General features: G+C 41.1%; 19 protein-coding genes. 10 read left to right on the forward strand and 9 right to left on the reverse strand.

Translation table 11 applies throughout. From position 1 onward, the window contains the following. The first annotated feature begins 5 nt into the window (after positions 1-5). The gene (locus GUA46_RS02660; protein WP_176619185.1) at positions 6-761 is read left to right on the forward strand and encodes an SDR family NAD(P)-dependent oxidoreductase; all 756 of its coding nucleotides are present in this window, start codon (positions 6-8) and stop codon (positions 759-761) included. Then, entirely contained in the window at positions 758-1,894 is a 1,137-nt protein-coding gene (locus GUA46_RS02665) for an ATP-binding protein (protein WP_176619186.1), read from the forward strand. The genes GUA46_RS02660 and GUA46_RS02665 overlap by 4 nt, the downstream gene beginning before the upstream one ends. On the opposite strand, the gene GUA46_RS02670 is transcribed toward GUA46_RS02665, so the two are convergent. Further along, positions 1,891-3,810 (reverse strand): amylosucrase, encoded by a 1,920-nt coding sequence (locus GUA46_RS02670; RefSeq protein WP_176619187.1) that lies wholly within the window; start codon positions 3,808-3,810, stop codon positions 1,891-1,893. The genes GUA46_RS02665 and GUA46_RS02670 overlap by 4 nt on opposite strands. Next, complete coding sequence (locus GUA46_RS02675) at positions 3,811-4,755, reverse strand: carbohydrate kinase family protein (RefSeq protein WP_176619188.1); 945 nt, start codon at positions 4,753-4,755, stop codon at positions 3,811-3,813. A 152-nt stretch (positions 4,756-4,907) separates the two neighbouring features. Between GUA46_RS02675 and GUA46_RS02680 the strand changes: the two genes are divergently transcribed. Both GUA46_RS02680 and GUA46_RS02685 read left to right on the forward strand, forming a co-directional pair. Further along, positions 4,908-5,639, forward strand: coding sequence for a metallophosphoesterase family protein (locus GUA46_RS02680; RefSeq protein WP_176619189.1), 732 nt, complete (start codon positions 4,908-4,910; stop codon positions 5,637-5,639). A gap of 41 nt (positions 5,640-5,680) precedes the next feature. Continuing rightward, positions 5,681-6,676 carry an acyl-ACP desaturase gene (locus GUA46_RS02685; RefSeq protein ID WP_108245764.1) on the forward strand — a complete coding sequence of 332 codons (996 nt, stop codon included), beginning with the start codon at positions 5,681-5,683 and terminating at the stop codon, positions 6,674-6,676. 21 nt (positions 6,677-6,697) lie between these two features. Here the strand turns inward: GUA46_RS02685 and GUA46_RS02690 are convergent, their stop codons facing one another. From GUA46_RS02690 to GUA46_RS02715, 6 genes are all read right to left on the reverse strand, one after another. Then, entirely contained in the window at positions 6,698-7,261 is a 564-nt protein-coding gene (locus tag GUA46_RS02690) for a hypothetical protein (RefSeq protein ID WP_229418416.1), read from the reverse strand. A 360-nt stretch (positions 7,262-7,621) separates the two neighbouring features. Beyond that, positions 7,622-9,175, reverse strand: coding sequence for an L-piperidine-6-carboxylate dehydrogenase (gene amaB / locus GUA46_RS02695; RefSeq protein WP_176619190.1), 1,554 nt, complete (start codon positions 9,173-9,175; stop codon positions 7,622-7,624). Between the two features lie 70 nt (positions 9,176-9,245). Further along, a complete protein-coding gene (locus tag GUA46_RS02700; protein ID WP_108245767.1) occupies positions 9,246-9,620 on the reverse strand; it encodes a DUF1304 domain-containing protein in 375 nt (124 codons plus the stop codon). Continuing rightward, the gene (locus tag GUA46_RS02705) at positions 9,617-10,159 is read right to left on the reverse strand and encodes a 3-hydroxyanthranilate 3,4-dioxygenase (protein ID WP_176619191.1); all 543 of its coding nucleotides are present in this window, start codon (positions 10,157-10,159) and stop codon (positions 9,617-9,619) included. Before GUA46_RS02705 ends, GUA46_RS02700 begins: the two co-directional genes overlap by 4 nt. A gap of 106 nt (positions 10,160-10,265) precedes the next feature. Further along, positions 10,266-10,778: a CAP domain-containing protein gene (locus tag GUA46_RS02710; RefSeq protein WP_176619192.1), complete on the reverse strand. Its 513-nt coding sequence runs from the start codon at positions 10,776-10,778 to the stop codon at positions 10,266-10,268. A gap of 185 nt (positions 10,779-10,963) precedes the next feature. Next, complete coding sequence (locus tag GUA46_RS02715; RefSeq protein ID WP_176619193.1) at positions 10,964-11,494, reverse strand: CvpA family protein; 531 nt, start codon at positions 11,492-11,494, stop codon at positions 10,964-10,966. 60 nt (positions 11,495-11,554) lie between these two features. Between GUA46_RS02715 and GUA46_RS02720 the strand changes: the two genes are divergently transcribed. The 5 genes from GUA46_RS02720 (at position 11,555) to GUA46_RS02740 (ending at position 16,074) form a co-directional block, all read left to right on the forward strand. Continuing rightward, complete coding sequence (locus GUA46_RS02720; protein ID WP_108245770.1) at positions 11,555-11,911, forward strand: hypothetical protein; 357 nt, start codon at positions 11,555-11,557, stop codon at positions 11,909-11,911. After that, on the forward strand, positions 11,912-12,220 hold the full coding sequence (locus tag GUA46_RS02725; RefSeq protein WP_176619194.1) for an antibiotic biosynthesis monooxygenase family protein: 309 nt from the start codon (positions 11,912-11,914) through the stop codon (positions 12,218-12,220). It begins immediately after the preceding gene. A 4-nt stretch (positions 12,221-12,224) separates the two neighbouring features. Beyond that, positions 12,225-13,892, forward strand: a complete 1,668-nt coding sequence (locus GUA46_RS02730) for a glycerol-3-phosphate dehydrogenase/oxidase (RefSeq protein WP_176619195.1) — start codon at positions 12,225-12,227, stop codon at positions 13,890-13,892. A gap of 246 nt (positions 13,893-14,138) precedes the next feature. After that, positions 14,139-15,404 (forward strand): hypothetical protein, encoded by a 1,266-nt coding sequence (locus GUA46_RS02735; protein ID WP_176619196.1) that lies wholly within the window; start codon positions 14,139-14,141, stop codon positions 15,402-15,404. A 16-nt stretch (positions 15,405-15,420) separates the two neighbouring features. Continuing rightward, on the forward strand, positions 15,421-16,074 hold the full coding sequence (locus GUA46_RS02740; protein WP_176619197.1) for a hypothetical protein: 654 nt from the start codon (positions 15,421-15,423) through the stop codon (positions 16,072-16,074). Here GUA46_RS02740 and GUA46_RS02745 read toward each other — a convergent pair. Beyond that, positions 16,071-17,072 carry an NAD(P)H-dependent glycerol-3-phosphate dehydrogenase gene (locus tag GUA46_RS02745; RefSeq protein ID WP_108245779.1) on the reverse strand — a complete coding sequence of 334 codons (1,002 nt, stop codon included), beginning with the start codon at positions 17,070-17,072 and terminating at the stop codon, positions 16,071-16,073. The genes GUA46_RS02740 and GUA46_RS02745 overlap by 4 nt on opposite strands. A 124-nt stretch (positions 17,073-17,196) precedes the next feature. Here GUA46_RS02745 and GUA46_RS02750 point away from each other — a divergent pair, with 124 nt between their 5' ends. Then, the gene (locus tag GUA46_RS02750; RefSeq protein WP_176619198.1) at positions 17,197-18,117 is read left to right on the forward strand and encodes a nicotinic acid mononucleotide adenyltransferase; all 921 of its coding nucleotides are present in this window, start codon (positions 17,197-17,199) and stop codon (positions 18,115-18,117) included. The last annotated feature ends 145 nt before the right edge of the window (positions 18,118-18,262 follow it).

Below are 18,262 nucleotides of genomic sequence, written 5' to 3' on the forward strand. Positions count from 1 at the left end.
ATACCATGTCAAAAACAGCACTAATAACCGGAGCAACCAGTGGAATAGGAAAAGCAACTGCCGAACTTTTTGCAAAGCAGGGCTTTAATTTGATACTCTGTGGGCGACGGGAGGAAAGACTAAACGAGCTAAAAAATGAGCTGGGAAGAGACACTGCAATTTTTACGCTCAATTTTGATGTAAGAAATCGCGAAGATGTATTCTCGGCCATAGAAAGTTTGCCGCAAGAATTTTCGGAGATAGATGTCTTAATCAACAATGCGGGGAATGCCCATGGTCTGGACCCGATTGATAAAGGCAGCCCGGATGATTGGGATGCCATGTTGGACATCAACGTAAAAGGATTGCTTTACATCTCAAAGGCCATCATCCCAAAAATGACGGAACGGAAATCGGGCCATATCATCAATATTGGTTCCACAGCGGGCAAGGAAGTTTACCCCAATGGAAACGTATATTGCGCCAGCAAGCATGCTGTGGATGCAATCAACCAAGGCATGCGGATAGATTTAAATGCCTATGGCATTCGAGTTGGTGCCGTAAACCCAGGCTTGGTAGAAACAGAATTCAGCGACGTAAGGTTCAAGGGGGATTCGGAAAGAGCATCTAACGTGTACAAAGGATTTCATCCCTTAAAACCAGAGGATATTGCGGACATTATTCTGTTTGTGGTTACCCGGCCCTATCATGTGAACATTGCCGACCTTGTAGTAATGCCCACCGCTCAGGCCAGTAGCATAATTGTGAACAAACAACTATGATCAATAAACGCCTACTCGTAAAAAACTTATTGGCCCACAACGACGAGAATAGTTTTTACGACAAAAAGCGTTTTATATCCATTGGAGAAAAGGAAGGTAAGGCCAAATTTTTAAAGCATGTCTGTGCCTTGGCCAACAGCAACCCCAAAAACAATTCCTTTATCGTGATCGGTGTCGAGGACGAGGACAACAAAATTGTTGGTGTCGATTTTTTTGATGACAGCAAAATTCAGAATCTTGTCAACGCCTATCTGGACAATCCACCTCTGATTTCATACGAAAACATTCCCTTTCCCCATTTGCCCGAAGGCAAGGTGGTCGGGTTGGTTACCATTAGGTCGAACGGAAAGGTCTGTGCCCTGAGAAAGAACATTTGGAAATATTACGGAGGCGCTGTTTTTTTTAGGGAAGGGAGCATTAGCCTTCCCAAGGCTTTTGGGATAGAATTAAAGGACATCAATTCAGAAAAAGTCGCCACCATTGAGCAGCATGCCCGTAACAATATTGAATATACGCTGGATGCCGTCTTGAACTTTTTCAATACAAGACATCCAGATTTAACGAGCGATTATAAAGTATTCAAGGAACAGTTTGTCGTCTGCTGGGCGGGCAACAAGAAAAAGGTAAAGGGGAAAATCTATTATTCCCGGGTAGATATAGAACTCATCAACGAACAAGTGAAACTGTTCTATTCTGCGTTGGATGAAATCACTATTGATTACGATGACGATTCCTTCAAAACATTGGAGTACGTGCAATTGGGTTTGGGTTCTCACCAAAAATATTACCCTTTGGAAGAAATGACGATCACATTTTCGGACAATGGTAAGTACACCATCAGCAGCAAACTCGTATTTGAACCTCCACAGTTTGATAAAAAAACGCTCTATCACGTCTACAATACCAATAATGCCTTGCTCAAAAAACTGGAAAACCATATTCCATTGACCGATTCGGAGCACACGGACATTACTCACTTGCCCGCTACCTATTTGATTTGCTACCTAAACGGTTTTGAAGAAGCGAAGGACAAAATGGAAGGTTCCAGGACATTGCTGAAGGCGTACGACACCCATGTGTACCAAAGCTTAAAGGAGTCGCAAAGAATATTGAGAAAAGTAAGGTACTCTTAAAATTTCATGAGCCAGAGCATCTGGTAGGGCATGATTTCCAAAAGTGCGCTATTAAGACTTACTTTTTCTTCCGATACCAAATCCAATGGTTCCCCCTTACTGAAATAACCGAGCTTTTTAATCCAACTGCTGTCGATGACCCGAGTGTTTTCATCAAAATTACAGATTACCAACAACCCTTTTTGGTTCTCTGTTCTTTCAAACGAAAAGATATGGTCGTTCCCTGTATGATAGAGTTCAAGGTTGTTTTTGTCGGCAAAAATGCTGTTCTCCTTCCTTATTTTGATAAGCTTCTGAAGGGCATGGAATATCTTGGACTGAGCTGAATCCTTCTCTTTGAGCCTTGAAATGACCTTCCAATCCTGCATAGGGCGGTTCACCCATCGGCTGTCACCTCTTTTGGATGCATCATTTTGGAAGGAATAATCGTTGAGGGTGCCGATTTCGTCGCCCGCGTAGATCAATGGGATACCTCCAAATGCCAGTGTGATGCCGTGCATCATCACAATTTTACGTACCGATGCCTCCATCAGGTCGTCATTGTTGGTTTTGATGGCCTTTTCCAATCCCAATAAAGAGGCCGCACTACCTGTTATCCTTCCATCACCTGTTTTAGGATTGTACATAAAAAGCATTCCGGTGGCCGGGGACCAATCCAACCGCTGGCAATAGTAGTCCAACAAGAATTTTCGGTGCATTTCAGGATTCCATCCCAATTCTTCGATGAGGTGGTTCTCGTACCCCAATCCAATATCATCATGACAACGGATGTAATTGATCCACGTACAATCTTGTGGTTTGGGTGGAACGTGCATCAAACTTTTATAAAGCAATTGTGTTTTTTTTGTGGCAATGGAGTTCCATAAGAGGGCCATCAAAGAAGCATTATAGGCAATCTCACATTCGTTGCCCCTTTTCTCTTCTTCTCCAAAATATTTTACAATATCGGTTGGCGCCACAATGGCCTCTGCCAACAAGATGGAACCTGGAGCCACTACCTGTAGGCACATCCGGAATAGAGAGATAAGGTTGTGTGCCTCTGGCAAGTTTTGGGAAATGGTCCCGATTTTTTTCCAGAGAAAGGCAAGGGCATCAAAACGGACTACATCCACACCCATATCCGTTAGCTTTACCAAGTTGGTGAGCATCTCCAGAAATACTTCGGGATTGGTGTAATTGAGGTCCCATTGATAACCGTTGAAGACCGTCATTACCCACTTCTCCATTTCAGGGATATAGGTAAAATTGCCGGGTGATGTTTCCGGGAATACCTCTGGCAGAGTCTTTTCAAATTCGGCCGGAATGGTAAAATCCTCGTAGATGTAATAATAACCCTGATATTTCTTATCCCCTTTCTTGGCTTTTTTTGCCCATGAAAATTCGTTGGAGGTGTGGTTGACCACAAAATCGAGCATCAAATACATACCGTTTTCACGAAATGCCTTGGTGAGCTCCAACAAATCTTCTTTGGAGCCGTATTTTTTATCCACTTCCAAATAGCTGTTCACGGCATAGCCGCCATCGCTTTCTCCCTCGGGTCTTGTTGTTATGGGCATCAGGTGTAAAAAGTTGACTCCAAGTTTTTTAAAATAGGGTATCTTCTTTCGTAGCCCATTCAAATCTTTGTTGAAATGCTCCACGTAAAGTTGCATGCCCATCAACTTTTCGGATTGATGCCAGTTGCCCGATTGCAACCGTTCCAAATCCTGCTTTCGTAATGCTTCGGGTCGCTCCGCAAATAACTTGGGAAGCAACTTCAATAGTTTTTGAAAATGTTTTTCATGCTGCTCTTCGGGGTAGAGGGAGAAGAACTGTTTTTGAATCAAGGTAAGGTTAGTAGCCAATCGTTGATTAAAGAGTTCTTGGGAGTCTTTCCCTTTTTGGGATAGGAGCCTATGTAATTTCGCTTGGTTCATCTACTTTTCGAGCTGTTCTTTCGTGGGCAAGGCAACAATAGCGCCGTAATTGGTCGTGGTAATGGCCCCTGCTTTATTGGCTTTGGCAACCATCCCCTCAACCAAGGAAAAATCTTCGAAAACTGGCTCAAAATTGCCCAAATCCGAAATTTGATACAACAAACAACCTATAAAAGCATCTCCTGCGCCTGTGGTATCAACAGGTTTTACTTTCACGCTCGGAATGATTTTTTTGGTACCGTTCATGCTCAATAAGGTACCTTCCTTGCCCATGGTCACGGTAATTATTTTGGTCCCGATTTTGTGCAATGCATCGCAAGCATCATGTAAATCTTCCTTTCCTGAAATAAGTTGGGCCTCTTCGGAACTAAACTTGCACAGATGAGATTTTTCCACAAATGGCATGCACTTTTTAATAAAGGTCTCCTCATCATTTTTCCAAAGGTCGATTCTAAAATTGGGGTCAAAACAAATAAACATTTCCTTTGTGAGTCCATCAAAAAGATATCTGCCATATGTTTTTTCCAAAGGCCCACCCAAAAGTGCGGTCGCTGCTCCAAGGTGAAGAATGTTTCCGGGGAGATTTTTCCGCAGATCTGGATTGTATTTTAGTTCTTTATCGGCTCCCCTGCTAAAAACAAAATCACGTTCGCCATCCTCCGCGAGGGAAACAAAGGCAAGAGTCGTAAATGTATCGGATAATTGGGTGAGCGAAACATCAACCCCTTCATTTTTTAGCGTTTCCAAAAGAAATTTACCAAAAGGATCATCCCCAACACTACCAATAAAAATTCCATTCCCTCCCAATTTTGAAATGGCGCAAGCAACGTTGGCCGGTGCTCCCCCAGCTTTTTTGGTAAAATGGTTTGCTTTGGAAAGGTCGCTTCCTTGTTGTTCGGCAACAAAATCTATCAACACTTCGCCGATGCAGTAAACTTTCTTCATATTGATTTCGGAATATTCTAAGGTACATAGAAAATAATACCATGTCCAAAAAACAGTTAGGTTTATTTGAATTCTAGGTTAAATGCGTGATAAAGCCCCAATGATTTTTCATAGGCCAAGGTTTTGTGTGTAATATTGTCAAAAACTTTTCTATGCGAACACTGGTAGTGGGCGATATACATTCTGGAGTAAGAGCTTTGGAGCAATTGTTGGACAAGGCAAAGGTTACCCCAGAGGATCATATTATTTTCTTGGGCGATTATGTAGATGGATGGAGTACGGCGGTGGAGACCATCGATTTTTTGATTCAGCTGCAAAGCCAATACACATGTACCTTTATCCGAGGTAACCATGATGAGCTCTGCAAGGCTTGGTTAATAGATCAAAAGGAAAACCCGCAATGGTTGGCGCATGGCGGCACGGCAACTAGAGATTCCTATTTGAATGCTGATAAGGAAAAGTGGAGAATGCACCTTGATTTTTATGAAAATTTGCAAAACTACTACCTAGCAGAGGATAACCGATTGTACCTGCATGCAGGCTATACCAACCTGAAAGGGATAGATTACGAGTATTTTCAGCAATCATTTTATTGGGATCGCACCTTGTGGGAGCTGGCTACTGCGCTAGACCCCAGTTTAAAGCCCACCGATTCCAAGTTTCCGAAGAGATTGACGCATTACAAAGAAGTATTTATTGGACATACCCCAATATCCAAAAGGGAGTTCGTAGAGCCCCAGAACAGGGCCAATGTTTGGAATGTGGATACCGGAGCGGCTTTTATGGGAGGTTTGACCATATTGGACGTGGAAACCAAGGAATTTTGGCAAAGTGATCCGGTAATAGAATTTTATCCTGGAGAAAGAGGGAGAAATTTGAGTTAATTTCAGTAAATTATAAAGACCTTTGTAAAAACCCCGTATTTATGTCGATAAAGAATGTAAGGTTGGAAGTGATGCAGGCCATTGAGCCCAAGGTTGACGGTTTTATGAACGAGTTTCTGATTCCGACCGAAAAAATATGGCAGCCCACAGATTTTTTGCCAGATTCCCAAAGTGATAAATTTTTTGATGAGGTAGAAAAGCTTCGTGGCGAAGCCAAGGAACTTGGATATGATTTTTGGGTGACGCTTGTCGCCGATACTATTACCGAAGAGGCGCTGCCTACTTACGAATCATGGTTGATGGATGTGGAAGGCATTGATCAGCATAGCGGCAAAGAAAACGGGTGGAGCAAATGGGTACGTGCCTGGACGGCAGAAGAAAATCGACACGGCGATGTTTTGAACAAATATTTGTACCTATCAGGTCGCGTGAACATGCGTGAAATCGAGATAACCACCCAGCATTTGATTTCTGATGGATTTGATATAGGAACGGATAGAGATCCATATAAAAACTTCGTGTACACTACGTTCCAGGAGTTGGCCACCAATATTTCGCACAAGCGGGTCGGTAAAATGGCCAAACAAAAAGGCAATGGTCTCTTGGCGAAAATGTGCACTATTATTGCGGGTGATGAAATGAGGCACCATTTGGCATATCGCGAATTTGTGAAGACCATTATGGGGCAAGATCCCGATGGGATGGTTTTGGCTTTTGCAGATATGATGAAGAAAAAAATCGTGATGCCAGCCCATTTTTTACGTGAATCTGGAGGTAGCATAGGTGAAGCCTTTGAGCAGTTTTCCAATTGTGCACAACGTTTGGGAGTGTATACGGCGCAGGATTATATTGATATCCTGAAAAAGTTGAACGATTATTGGGATATTGGAAATCTTCGTGGTCTCTCCGACCAGGCGGAAAAGGCAAGGGTATATTTGATGAAATTGCCAGAGCGCTTGCAAAGGATTTCGGAGCGCATGCAATTTTCGCAGGACCAATACACTTTTAAATGGGTAGAGGCCAATGGGATGATGTAGAAAGACTGGTCGGTCTTTTTGTTAATATTTTCCAGCCTTATGCTTTTCCTGCCAAATGTATAGTTGTTCCCAATGGCCTTCGTAGGCCATTTTTGCCTGCATGGGCCAAGACGCCGGGTCGTGGATGCGATAGCGTCTTCCGCCGGAGTTGAGCACCTCATGGCATTTGTCCACTGAGGTTTCAGACAGGTCTTTCCATGTTTTGATGTTAACATTATGGAACAGCTCTTCTATTTTAGGCCCAATGCCCTCGATAAGTTTTAGATCATTTTCATTCATGGTCTTTCCGAAAATAGCTTTGGCTTCGTTTACTTGAAAAATGAAATCTTCACTTTTTGAAAACTTTACTTCGGAATCAAGATTAAGGACTTTGGTTTTGATATGATCGGAATCCAAATGTTTTTTGCAAGTTTCAAGGTCTGATTTCAATTTTGCATTTTCTATTTCAAGTGAGTTCAATTCAAAGAAATTATCCGAAGAGGAAGGAGCATCGGATTTACCAAAAAAATATCCCAAAACCCCGGAGATTATTCCAGTAATGGCCAAACAGAGCCAATACCACATAGAAGAGCTTAACCAATCCATAGTCTTTATATAAACAATGAAAACTGTTTATATAAAGTAATAAAAAAACCTTAAAAATCTAAATAAAATAGAAAGAAACTGAGTAATTTTTATAAATCACAGGGATTTGTAAGAAAATTCGAAAACAGAAAATAAAATAAAATATACCAACTATACACTTTTCGGAACCAACTGTAACATACCCTTTAATTTCTTCATTAAATATATTGAAATTTGGAATTCAACATTAAGTGAAGAACCCTGTTTCTCCCGACAATGATCCGGCACTGAAATAGGGTTTTAAAGTTAAGTTTGAGTTAGTTAAGTTGGTTTTAAAGACTGCCCATTCAGCACTGTGTCTAAATGGGCGGCTTTTCTTTTTTATAGGTCAAACTTAATGCCTTGTGCGAGCGGCAGCTCAGTAGTGTAGTTGATGGTGTTTGTTTGTCTTCGCATATACACTTTCCAAGCGTCGGAACCACTTTCTCTTCCACCTCCGGTTTCCTTTTCGCCACCAAAGGCTCCTCCAATTTCAGCCCCGGAAGTACCGATATTCACATTGGCAATTCCACAATCCGAACCTTCAACGGATAGGAATCGTTCGGCCTCCCTTAAGTTGTTCGTCATTATGGCCGATGACAGACCTTGTCTTACCCCATTTTGCATATCCAATGCATTTTCCAAATCACCACTGTATTTCAAAATATATAGAACGGGCCCAAAGGTTTCATGTTGGACAATCTCGTAATGATTTTCAGCTTCAGCGATGGCTGGTTTCACATAACAACCACTTTCATATCCTTCACCTTCGAGAACGCCTCCTTCAACCAAAATGTTACCACCTTCACTTTTTACTTTTTCGATAGCTTTCAAATAGTTCTGTACCGCATCTTTATCGATAAGCGGACCAACATGGTTGTTTTCATCCAATGGATTGCCAATACGGATTTGTTTGTACGCGTCCACAATGGCGTTCTTGACCTTGTCGTATACATCTTCGTGAACAATCAGTCTGCGTGTGGATGTACAACGTTGTCCGCAAGTACCCACAGCTCCGAAAACGGCGCCGATCACTGTATTTTTTATGTTGGCATCGGGAGTTACTATGATAGCATTGTTACCTCCAAGCTCCAATAAAGATTTACCTAGTCGTTCACCAACGGTTTTGGCCACTATTTTTCCCATTCTGGTAGAACCTGTAGCCGAGATCAAGGGGATTCTTTCATCTTTGGTCATGAACTCCCCTACGATATAGTCTCCTGTTATTAAACAGGATATTCCTTCGGGCACATCATTTTCAGCGAATACCCTTGCGGCTATATTTTGACAGGCAACCGAGGTCATTGGTGTTTTTTCGGAACCTTTCCAGATGCAGGCATCACCACAGACCCAGGCCAAAGCCGTGTTCCAAGACCAAACGGCCACCGGGAAGTTAAACGCGGAAATAATACCGACCACTCCCAGCGGATGGTACTGTTCGTACATGCGGTGACCGGGGCGTTCACTGTGCATCGTCAATCCATGTAATTGGCGGGATAAACCAACGGCGAAGTCGCAGATATCAATCATTTCTTGTACTTCGCCCAAGCCTTCTTGATAGCTTTTGCCCATTTCATAGGAAACCAACTTGCCTAGTGGCTCCTTTAACCGACGCAGTTCATCATTAAACTTTCGAACAATTTCCCCTCGTTGAGGTGCAGGCATAGTTCGCCATTTCTTAAATCCTCCTTGAGCAGAATTAATGACTTTTTCGTAATCTTCCCGTGTTGTCGACTTCACCTTTCCAATTAGGGCTCCATCAACAGGGGAATATGATTCGATGATATCCCCATTGGAAAACCAATCTTTTCCTGTGGAAGTACCATTATTTGTTTCGTTCAGTCCCAATTCTTTTAGGGCCTCTTCTATTCCAAAAGCAGTTGCTGTTTTTGACATTTATAACTTTTTAAGAGTGTATTGTTATATTTTTACAATTATACAAATAATCTCTTAGAGAATGAACGGTTTACAGGAATAGATGAGCCAACAAAAGAACTATGCCGACAAGTGCCGGAAGTGCCTGTACCGTGAAAATTTTCTTTGATGCGGTAATTGCTCCATACATACCCGCAACGGCAACACAGCCCAAAAAGAACAACCCCACATAAATTTGCCAATGGATATCTTGAATCAGTAAGGACCAAATGAGTCCGGCCGCGAGAAACCCGTTGTAAAGTCCTTGGTTGGCCGCCAAGGTTTTAGTGGGTTCGAACAAGTGCTCCGGCAAAGAGCGGAACACTTTTTTTGCTCTTGTGGTCCAAGCGAACATCTCTAGCCACAAAAAGTAAATATGCAGCAATGCCACAATTCCTATGATGATCTTTGCGAAAACGAGTATCATTCTTCCTTGGCAATAAATCGTTCATCAACAGGCATTACCGTCCCGCAATTATCACAGGTTCGCAGTTCTTCCGAACTGTAAAAGTGCTTAAAATGACCCAAGAAGTCTTTTTCTATATCATTCAGTGTAAAGTAGACCTCGTACAATTTATGGTTGCAATTATCGCAGAACCATAACAGGCCATCTTCAGCATCCAGATTAGCTCTTTTTCGTTCGATCACCAATCCTATAGAACCTTCTTGTCGAGCAGGAGAATGTGGCACCTTGGCTGGATGAAGGTACATATCACCCGGACCCAGTTTCATGGTCTTTTTTTGGCCATCTTCTTGTATATGGACTTCAATATTGCCTTCCAATTGATAAAAAAGTTCCTCTGTTTCATTGTAGTGATAATCCTTTCTGGCATTGGGGCCAGCTACAATCATTACAATGTAATCACCAGATTCTTTATAAAGATTTTTATTGCCTACCGGTGGTTTTAAGATATCTCGGTTTTCCTCAATCCACTTAGTTAGGTTAAAAGGTGACTTTATAGACATGTTCAAAGATTTTACGAAAGGTAAAAAAATCCTTGCTGCCAACATAGCAATTAATAAAAAAGGCCAGCTATCAAGCCGGCCCATTTTCCAAAATATAATGGTTTGATTATTCCACTTTAATAAATATCTGAGTGTAGTAAGGTCTACCTTGCTTATCTAATTGAACGCTCAAGGTGGTATGAGAAAAATTACCTTCCATGGCTTCTTTATGTGAAGAGCTATTAAGCCAGCCTTCCAAAGTTTTTTCTGCTGAAACGTAGTATCTGGCAACGTTTTCAGATACACTGATTGCATTGGTCTCCTCGGCAATCTTTTCAGCCCGGGATTGAAAATTATCGTGGCTCAGCATGTTTTTGGAAATCATGTAGTCGTTGTGTTCTTCGGCATATTTATAGGCGGGGTCGCTTTTGTCCAAAATGGTCAGCCCAATAGATTCACGGTGAAGATTGACCAGGTTTAATAGGTCTTCCTCCATTTTAACGGGGTCTACCGTAATTTTTTCGTTGCCAAGAGTTGCTTCGGTGTAATTTTGCTCTTCTTGCTGTACAGATGATGTACTACAGTAACTTAGGACAATAGCGAGTACTATGACCAGTAAGATGCCATATAATCTTTTCATTTTCGGGGTGTTTTTCGGGAGTGTTCAATTCCCTAATGTTCTCTATTGCTAAACTAAGGGAGAGACTATCCTTTTCCATGAAATTTCCATGTTAGGATAGATTATCACGTTGAAATACAACAAGCTGTGTATAATAGACTTATTTGGGAGTATAGGGTGTCCCTTTATCGAGAAAAACAAGCCGTTTATATGATTTCATGTGTGGTCTCAACCTCTGGAGAGGGAGTAGTTTCCACATCATCCAATACGTAGGAAAAGACCAAATCACCCAATTCTTTGATGGGCTCGTAAAAAATAGATTGTTCTTTGGTTCCCTCGTTGATGAATCCCAATGGAGAGGCCAACTTTTCGAAGAAAATTAAAAAAGCACCCAAGATAACGGCCACCTTAAGAACCCCAAAAATACCTCCGGCAATTTTGTTCAATAGTCCGAGCATGGCAAAGTCGGCAATCTTGGTCAGGAATTTCCCGGCTAAGTTCACTACAATAATAATGGCAAAGAAAGTAATCAAAAAGGCAGCTATTTTAAGGTACTGCTCGCTCCAATCAAAACGTTCGGCAAGGTAATCTCCAGTGATGTACGAAAAATGGATAGCACCGTATATTCCGGTAATCAGCGCAATCAAAGAGGCAAGTTCAACAAACAGACCGTTCCTTAAGCCTTTGTAAAGGCCCCAGACCAGAAGAATTCCAATGATTATATCCAAAAAGCTCATACACGGGTTTTAACAAATATAGAATATTGATTTGTACCTTTGGTACTCATATCAAAACACATGTCAAGAGACGAACAGTTAAAAGAGCGGTGGGAGTTTTTGGTGAAGAAACTATCCGCGCAATTTTCGGATGGCGACCCTTTGGAACTGGACGGGATTGTTTATTTGGTGGGCGTTCAGGAATTGGGCGATTTTCATCGTAAATTTAAAAAGGACGAAAAAGTCAACCTGATGCATATTGCCATCTGCCGATTATTGGAGCCGTACGGTTATTACGATTTTGATTTTTTTGATGATGACGGATGGCCGCACTATACCATGAAGGAACAATTACCGCCATTGAAAGCAGGAGAGCAAACGGTATTGATGAAGGAGGCTTTAGTGAATTATTTCATGGAAAAGGAATATATCACGTAAATGGAACTACAAAAACCATACTATGCCGTAATTTTTACCAGTCTCCGAACAGATGGAGATCAAGGGTATGCAAAGATGGCAGAAGAAATGGAAATCTTGGCCAGAAAACAACCTGGGTTTTTAGAAATGGAAAATGCTCGGGACGGATTGGGCATTACCGTTAGTTATTGGGAAAGTCTGGAGGCCATTGCCGACTGGAAAGCCAATATGGATCACCGACAGGCACAGAAAAATGGCATAAAAACATGGTATTCCTGGTACAAGGTCCGGATTTGCAAGGTGGAACGCGAATACGAATTCAACAAATAGAAACATGGGCGAGAACATTGCTTTTTCCAACATAGACCGAAAGAACAAACTGCAAAAGGCGGCCAATACCACCTACGACCTTGTTGTAATCGGTGGAGGAATCACCGGAGCTGGTATTGCTTTGGATGCATCTTCTCGCGGCATGAAGGTATTGTTACTCGAGAAAGGCGATTTTGCCTCGGGTACCAGTAGCAAATCCACCAAATTGATACACGGAGGGCTACGTTACCTAAAACAATTCGATTTTTGGCTGGTGAAAGAAGTAGGTTCTGAGCGGGCGATTGTACATAAATTGGCTCCACATTTGGTGCTACCCGAGAAAATGTTGCTCCCGCTTATCGAGGGTGGTTCCTATGGAAAATGGTTGACGTCCATCGGACTGAAGGTATACGATATCCTGGCCCAAGTTTCCGGGGATGATAAACGCCAGATGCTGGAGAAAAAGGAGGCCATGAAATTGGAGCCCCTTTTGCCCAAAAAGATATTGAACGGAGCAGGCTATTATGCCGAATACCGAACCGATGATGCCCGATTGACGCTTGAAAACTTAAAAACAAGTCTTCAGTTTGGTGCAGAGATATTCAATTATTCCAAGGTGACTGATTTTATTTATGAGGATGAAAATGTAGCCGGTGTCAAGTTTACGGATGAGGTGTTTGGTGATGAGTACCATGTTTCATCAAAATATGTGATCAATGCTGCAGGACCGTGGGTAGATGAGCTCAGAAGTGTGAACCAATCCAAAAAAGGCAAGCGATTGCATTTGACCAAGGGCGTACACTTGGTGTTTCCAAAGGAAAAACTCCCGGTAAAACAATCCGTTTATTTTGATATTCCCGACGGGCGGATGATGTTCGCCATACCACGTGGCAAGGTCACTTACATTGGCACGACTGATACCAATTACAATTCCGACAAGGACCATGTGACCACGGAACTTGCCGATGCCATCTACCTGATTTCAGCCGTCAATAATATGTTTCCCGATATAGAATTGGAACTGGATGATATTGTTTCATCATGGGCCGGACTGCGCCCACTGATTCACGAAGAAGGGAAATCGGCATCTGAACTATCACGAAAAGATGAAATCTTTACCTCCGATACGGGATTGGTCAGCATTGCGGGAGGAAAGCTCACAGGATACCGTAAAATGGCAGAACGTACAGTGAACCGTATCGCCAAGAAAATGGAGGAGGACCATGATATAGAGTTGAAGCATTGTACCACGGACAAGATTCCACTTTGTGGGAACGATTTTAAAAAGTTCAAACACGTTAAAAAATACATCGCCACCGTTCAAGACCAACTTCAATCGGATGGTTTTGCCAAATATGATGCGTGGTATTTGGTGACCACTTATGGGAAGCAGACCGAATCCATTTTGGAACTTTATACCAACATAAAAGGCGACAAACCCAAAGAACGATTGGTAAGGGCCGAAGCGCAATTTACCATAGCCCACGAAATGGCACTGAATCCCTTGGACTTTTTTATACGAAGAACGGGCCGATTGTATTTTGATATAGAGAGTGTGCGAAAATACAAAGCCTCGGTTTTCGAAGAATTTCAGAAAGCCTACAATTACTCCACGGAAGAAATGGAGGTCTTTTCTGCCGAACTGGATGCGCAGTTAAAGGAGCATTCCGATTTTTCTTTGGAGCGGGGTTAATCCAACCTGTTATATATTCTTCTCTTTTCAAATCCCATCAAATTGATGGAAATACATAGGATTTTGTCGAGTTCCAGTTCTTGACACGATTTTTCGTTAAAAAAACTCAGGATTGCCAATCCGTCAATTCAAAACCACCTTACGTCAACCCAAAAGGGGCATCTATTGATTTAGAGGGTTTTGAAAGATAAATTTTACATAGCTTGACACCAATCTTGATTCTATTAACTTAAAAATACCTACTTAATGCATTTCTATAGGATAAAACCCTTGGTCAATCAAAATGCCTTTTTTACAACCGTAATTTTTGTTTTGGCAATACTATTAGGTTCGTGTGAAAATGAAGAGGAACAAAACATTTTTTTTGAGGAAAGCCAATTTACTTCTTTGCTCTTTGATAAAGAGGGTATTGAAAAGGCGGAGTTAAAGGAAAAATTAGCCTATAAAAATTATCATCTTACTTTTTTAATGGAAGAAGTACTTCAATCTAAGCCAGATTTTGACGAACACGGAATTTCCAAGTCAAGCAAAAGGGGGCATATGGGAGCTTCATATTTTAAGGATTTACTGAGTGAAACATTAGAGGGCAAAGGGAAAAGAGAGATAAATGACAGTATTCAATTTTCCTTAAACGCTTTTATCGATTTGGATGGAGGTTCATGGCATCCATATGTGTATAAAATTAAAGAAGGAAGGGAAAGCGAACCTTTCTTTCTGATTAATAGTTACGACCCAGATACTGAGAAAGAAATTGTGCAGGGATACAAACTGGATGCTGCTGGACAGTTGGAATTAAAATATCGGGATTTGTTAGAAGAGGATGTTTTTGGCCCTAACCCTAAACCAGAAGCTTTAGAAAATGATGTTTATGTGCTTGGAGTATCTCCAGAAGATCAAGAATATATGTTGCCAGACCCTATCGCTGAAGAAGGGTTTGAAGGAGGGGAAGGGAGTTCTTCAGGCGGTGGATCTTCTGGTGGTGGAAGTAATATACCCAAAGATTTGCAAATTGAAAAAATAAAGATTAAGGATAAAAAGGAATCATGGTTGGAAAAAGCAGATGTGCATATTTATGGGTATGCCATGTCTGATAATGTGTATTTTTATTATCCCCTGGGATATTACTGGGGGGATAGGGTGACAATAGACGGGGCTCAAATTCGAAATAACCCTGAATATAAATTAGGTAAATTTTCTAATAGTGACGTAAATAATGGGGTTTTTAAGACCATTAATAAACATATTATGAATAAAAGTGAATCCTCAGGTACATTCATATCATATATAATTTATGAATATGACGGGTTTCCAGCACCGTTGAAATCAGTTTATTTTAATCGTCCGGATGGAACTAGTGCTTTGATTAGTTATAGATCCTACAATCAAAAATACATTTCAGCACAGGTACAGGCCAGTAATATTTTTGAATATGACAATTTTTTCGTTTTAAATGGTTTTGGGAATGTCATTAAAAATTCTGTTATAGAATATCATTTTAGTCCTTCGTATTAGATAAATCATTTTTAAAATGAAAATGCGCATACTTCTATTCCTATTTTTACTGCCACTATATCTTGCAGCTCAAGATAACTCAAGAGAGAAAAATTTCTTTTTAAACCTTGGTGCTGAATATAGAATTACCCCCATTTACAAATCAGGAGATCAGGCCCTGGCAACAAATTTTATTAATCCTGATTTACAAAATTCTGGCCCTGCACTTAATTTTGGGGTTGATTATTATGTTACTCAAAATTTTAGTGCAGGATTCAAAACCTCCTTTCGTTATGACCTTATAACAACTCGTATTGAAAATACAGCTTCAGAAACAGAGCGCGGGTTGATGTTCGGCTATCATTTTAACTTGAACTATCACTTTCAAGTATTCCAAAAAGGCGAATTATTCGTCGGTGCCGGCCTTAGCTTGCTCAACCGAAATAGTGAGTATGTAAGAACAGAATCTATTTTAAATGAAGAAGGAGAGGTTGTAGGTTCAAATTCCTCTTTGGACAATTATAATTTCAGCGCAAACAAAATTTTCGTTGGTTATGGAAAAGGCAGGTCTAAGATAATGTTGGGTATATACATATCTCGAAACACAAAGTATTTTGATAAGAAGACAACTTTTATCCTGCCATTTATAAGCTACAGTTTCAATCTTGTCAAACTCTCAACGGGCAATTAATCCAACTTCTCCGTCAACTTCTCAAATACCTTTTTCGGGCTCTTGTTTTTATAAAGTACTTGGTATACTGCGTTGATAATGGGCGTTTTGGACTTCTTTTGTAGTTTTTCCATAAGATCATGGGCACTTTGGGTCGCATAATAGCCTTCGGCCACCATGTTCATTTCCATCATCGCGCTTTTTACGGTGTAGCCCTTACCGATCATGTTCCCGAACATTCGGTTTCTACTAAAAACCGAATAGCCCGTTACCAATAAATCACCCAAATATGCCGAGGCGTTTATGTTGCGCTTCATTTTGTACACACGGTCAATAAAACGCTTCATCTCCCGTATGGCGTTGCTCATCAAAACACTCTGGAAATTGTCCCCGTAGCCCAATCCATGCGCAATGCCCGCGGCAATGGCATAAATATTCTTCAGCATGGCCGCGTATTCCGTACCTATGATATCATCAGAAATTTTGGTACGGATATAGTCGCTCTTTAAATGCCTGGCCACCATTTTGGCCTTATCGGCATCGGCGCAGGCAATGGTAAGATAGGATAAGCGTTCCAAGGCGACCTCTTCGGCATGGCATGGCCCTGTGATCACACCAATATTCTCAAAAGGGATCTCATATTTTTCATTGAAGTGTTCCCCAACTATGCGTCCACTTTCGGGAACAATCCCCTTAATGGCCGAAAAAATGATTTTATCTTTCAAGGGAACCGTCAAATTCTGCAGTTCCCTCTCCAAAAAAGCAGAAGGAATGGCAAAAATGAGCACGTCGGATGCTTCGGCAACCTCATTGATGTCAAAGCTCATCTTGAGTTGGTCCACATCAAACTCTACGGAACTTAAATAGTTGGGATTGTGCCATTCTTTTTTAATATGACGAATTGCCGAATCGCTCCGCATATACCAATTGACCTGTTCCAAATTTTCGGTCAACATCTTCACAATGGCGGTTCCCCAGCTACCACCTCCAAAAACTCCAAACGTAAGTTGGTCTTTCATGAAATCAAATTAGGATGTAAAGCTAAAAAATAAATTCATCAGCTTGTTATTTATTGATTATCAATACTTTAAAAAATTTGGCATAGTGCTTGGTTTACGTAAAGGGAACTTTAAAACCTCGATTATGAAAAATAGAAAACTACTCTTTGGAATTTTGTTCATTGGTCTTTTGGCCAGTTCTTGCTACACCGAGGTTATTGTCGAAGATGATTTGATTTCGGAACCACCAATACATACCGCCTTGGTTTTGGAATCTCACGACCTTTGGTATGTGGATATTAACGAAACCCGTGGAAACGGAGAGGTTCCATTTTTGCAACGAGCCTTTACCATATCTTTTGACAGGGGGATTATTTATGCAAACAACAATCTTTCAGGTTTGGGTAAAACAGGTAACGGACTAGGAATTGATGTAGGTGCTTATGCCACGTATAGCGGTCAGGTGGAAATAGACCACGATGTAGACGGTCTATGGTTATTGGAAGTGTTCGCTTTGGATTATAATACTTTGGAACTCTATGATTCCCGCTCGGATACATCCTATATATTGGAGGGATATCAACGGAACACCTTTGATTATGATATGGTGTTTTATGACAACATCCATCTGTTTTTACAAGAATATCAAGTTTGGGAAAAAACATATACCAGCGAAGTTGGGGCATTGAACGAGTTTGATGAAGAAAATTATTTACAGTTCTTTAATGATGGAGGTGGATATTTCAGGTCGTCGGTAGATGCTCAGGGCATACCATTGTCCAACTTACAATGGGATTATGAAGGCGATTATCAAGTATATGATGTCGCCAATGATGCATCTCTTAAAACTTTAACACTGGATTATGACTTCTTGGGCAATGATTATTTTGAGTTGTACGTTATCAATGATAGTACCATAGAGTTGTACCATGTATCCAGCGGAACGGTGTACGAATTTAAGGGAAGAGGATACATTCAATATTTGAAATCAGGAGACGGAACAAGTAAAAAACGTTCAAAGACCAACAACCCTGTAATGGATGTTACCCGTCAACGAGATATGTAAGAAAGAACAAAATTGTTCGACTATACAAACAGTTTTTTTGGTTGGTTATTTAGTTAAGAATCGCCTTGGGCTAATATGCACAGGGCGATTTTTTAATGCAAGAAGGTCAAAAAGAGACAAATCTGATACAATTCCGCCAAATTAA

The organism is Flagellimonas chongwuensis (assembly GCF_013376415.1).
In the GTDB taxonomy this organism is placed as follows: domain Bacteria; phylum Bacteroidota; class Bacteroidia; order Flavobacteriales; family Flavobacteriaceae; genus Flagellimonas; species Flagellimonas chongwuensis.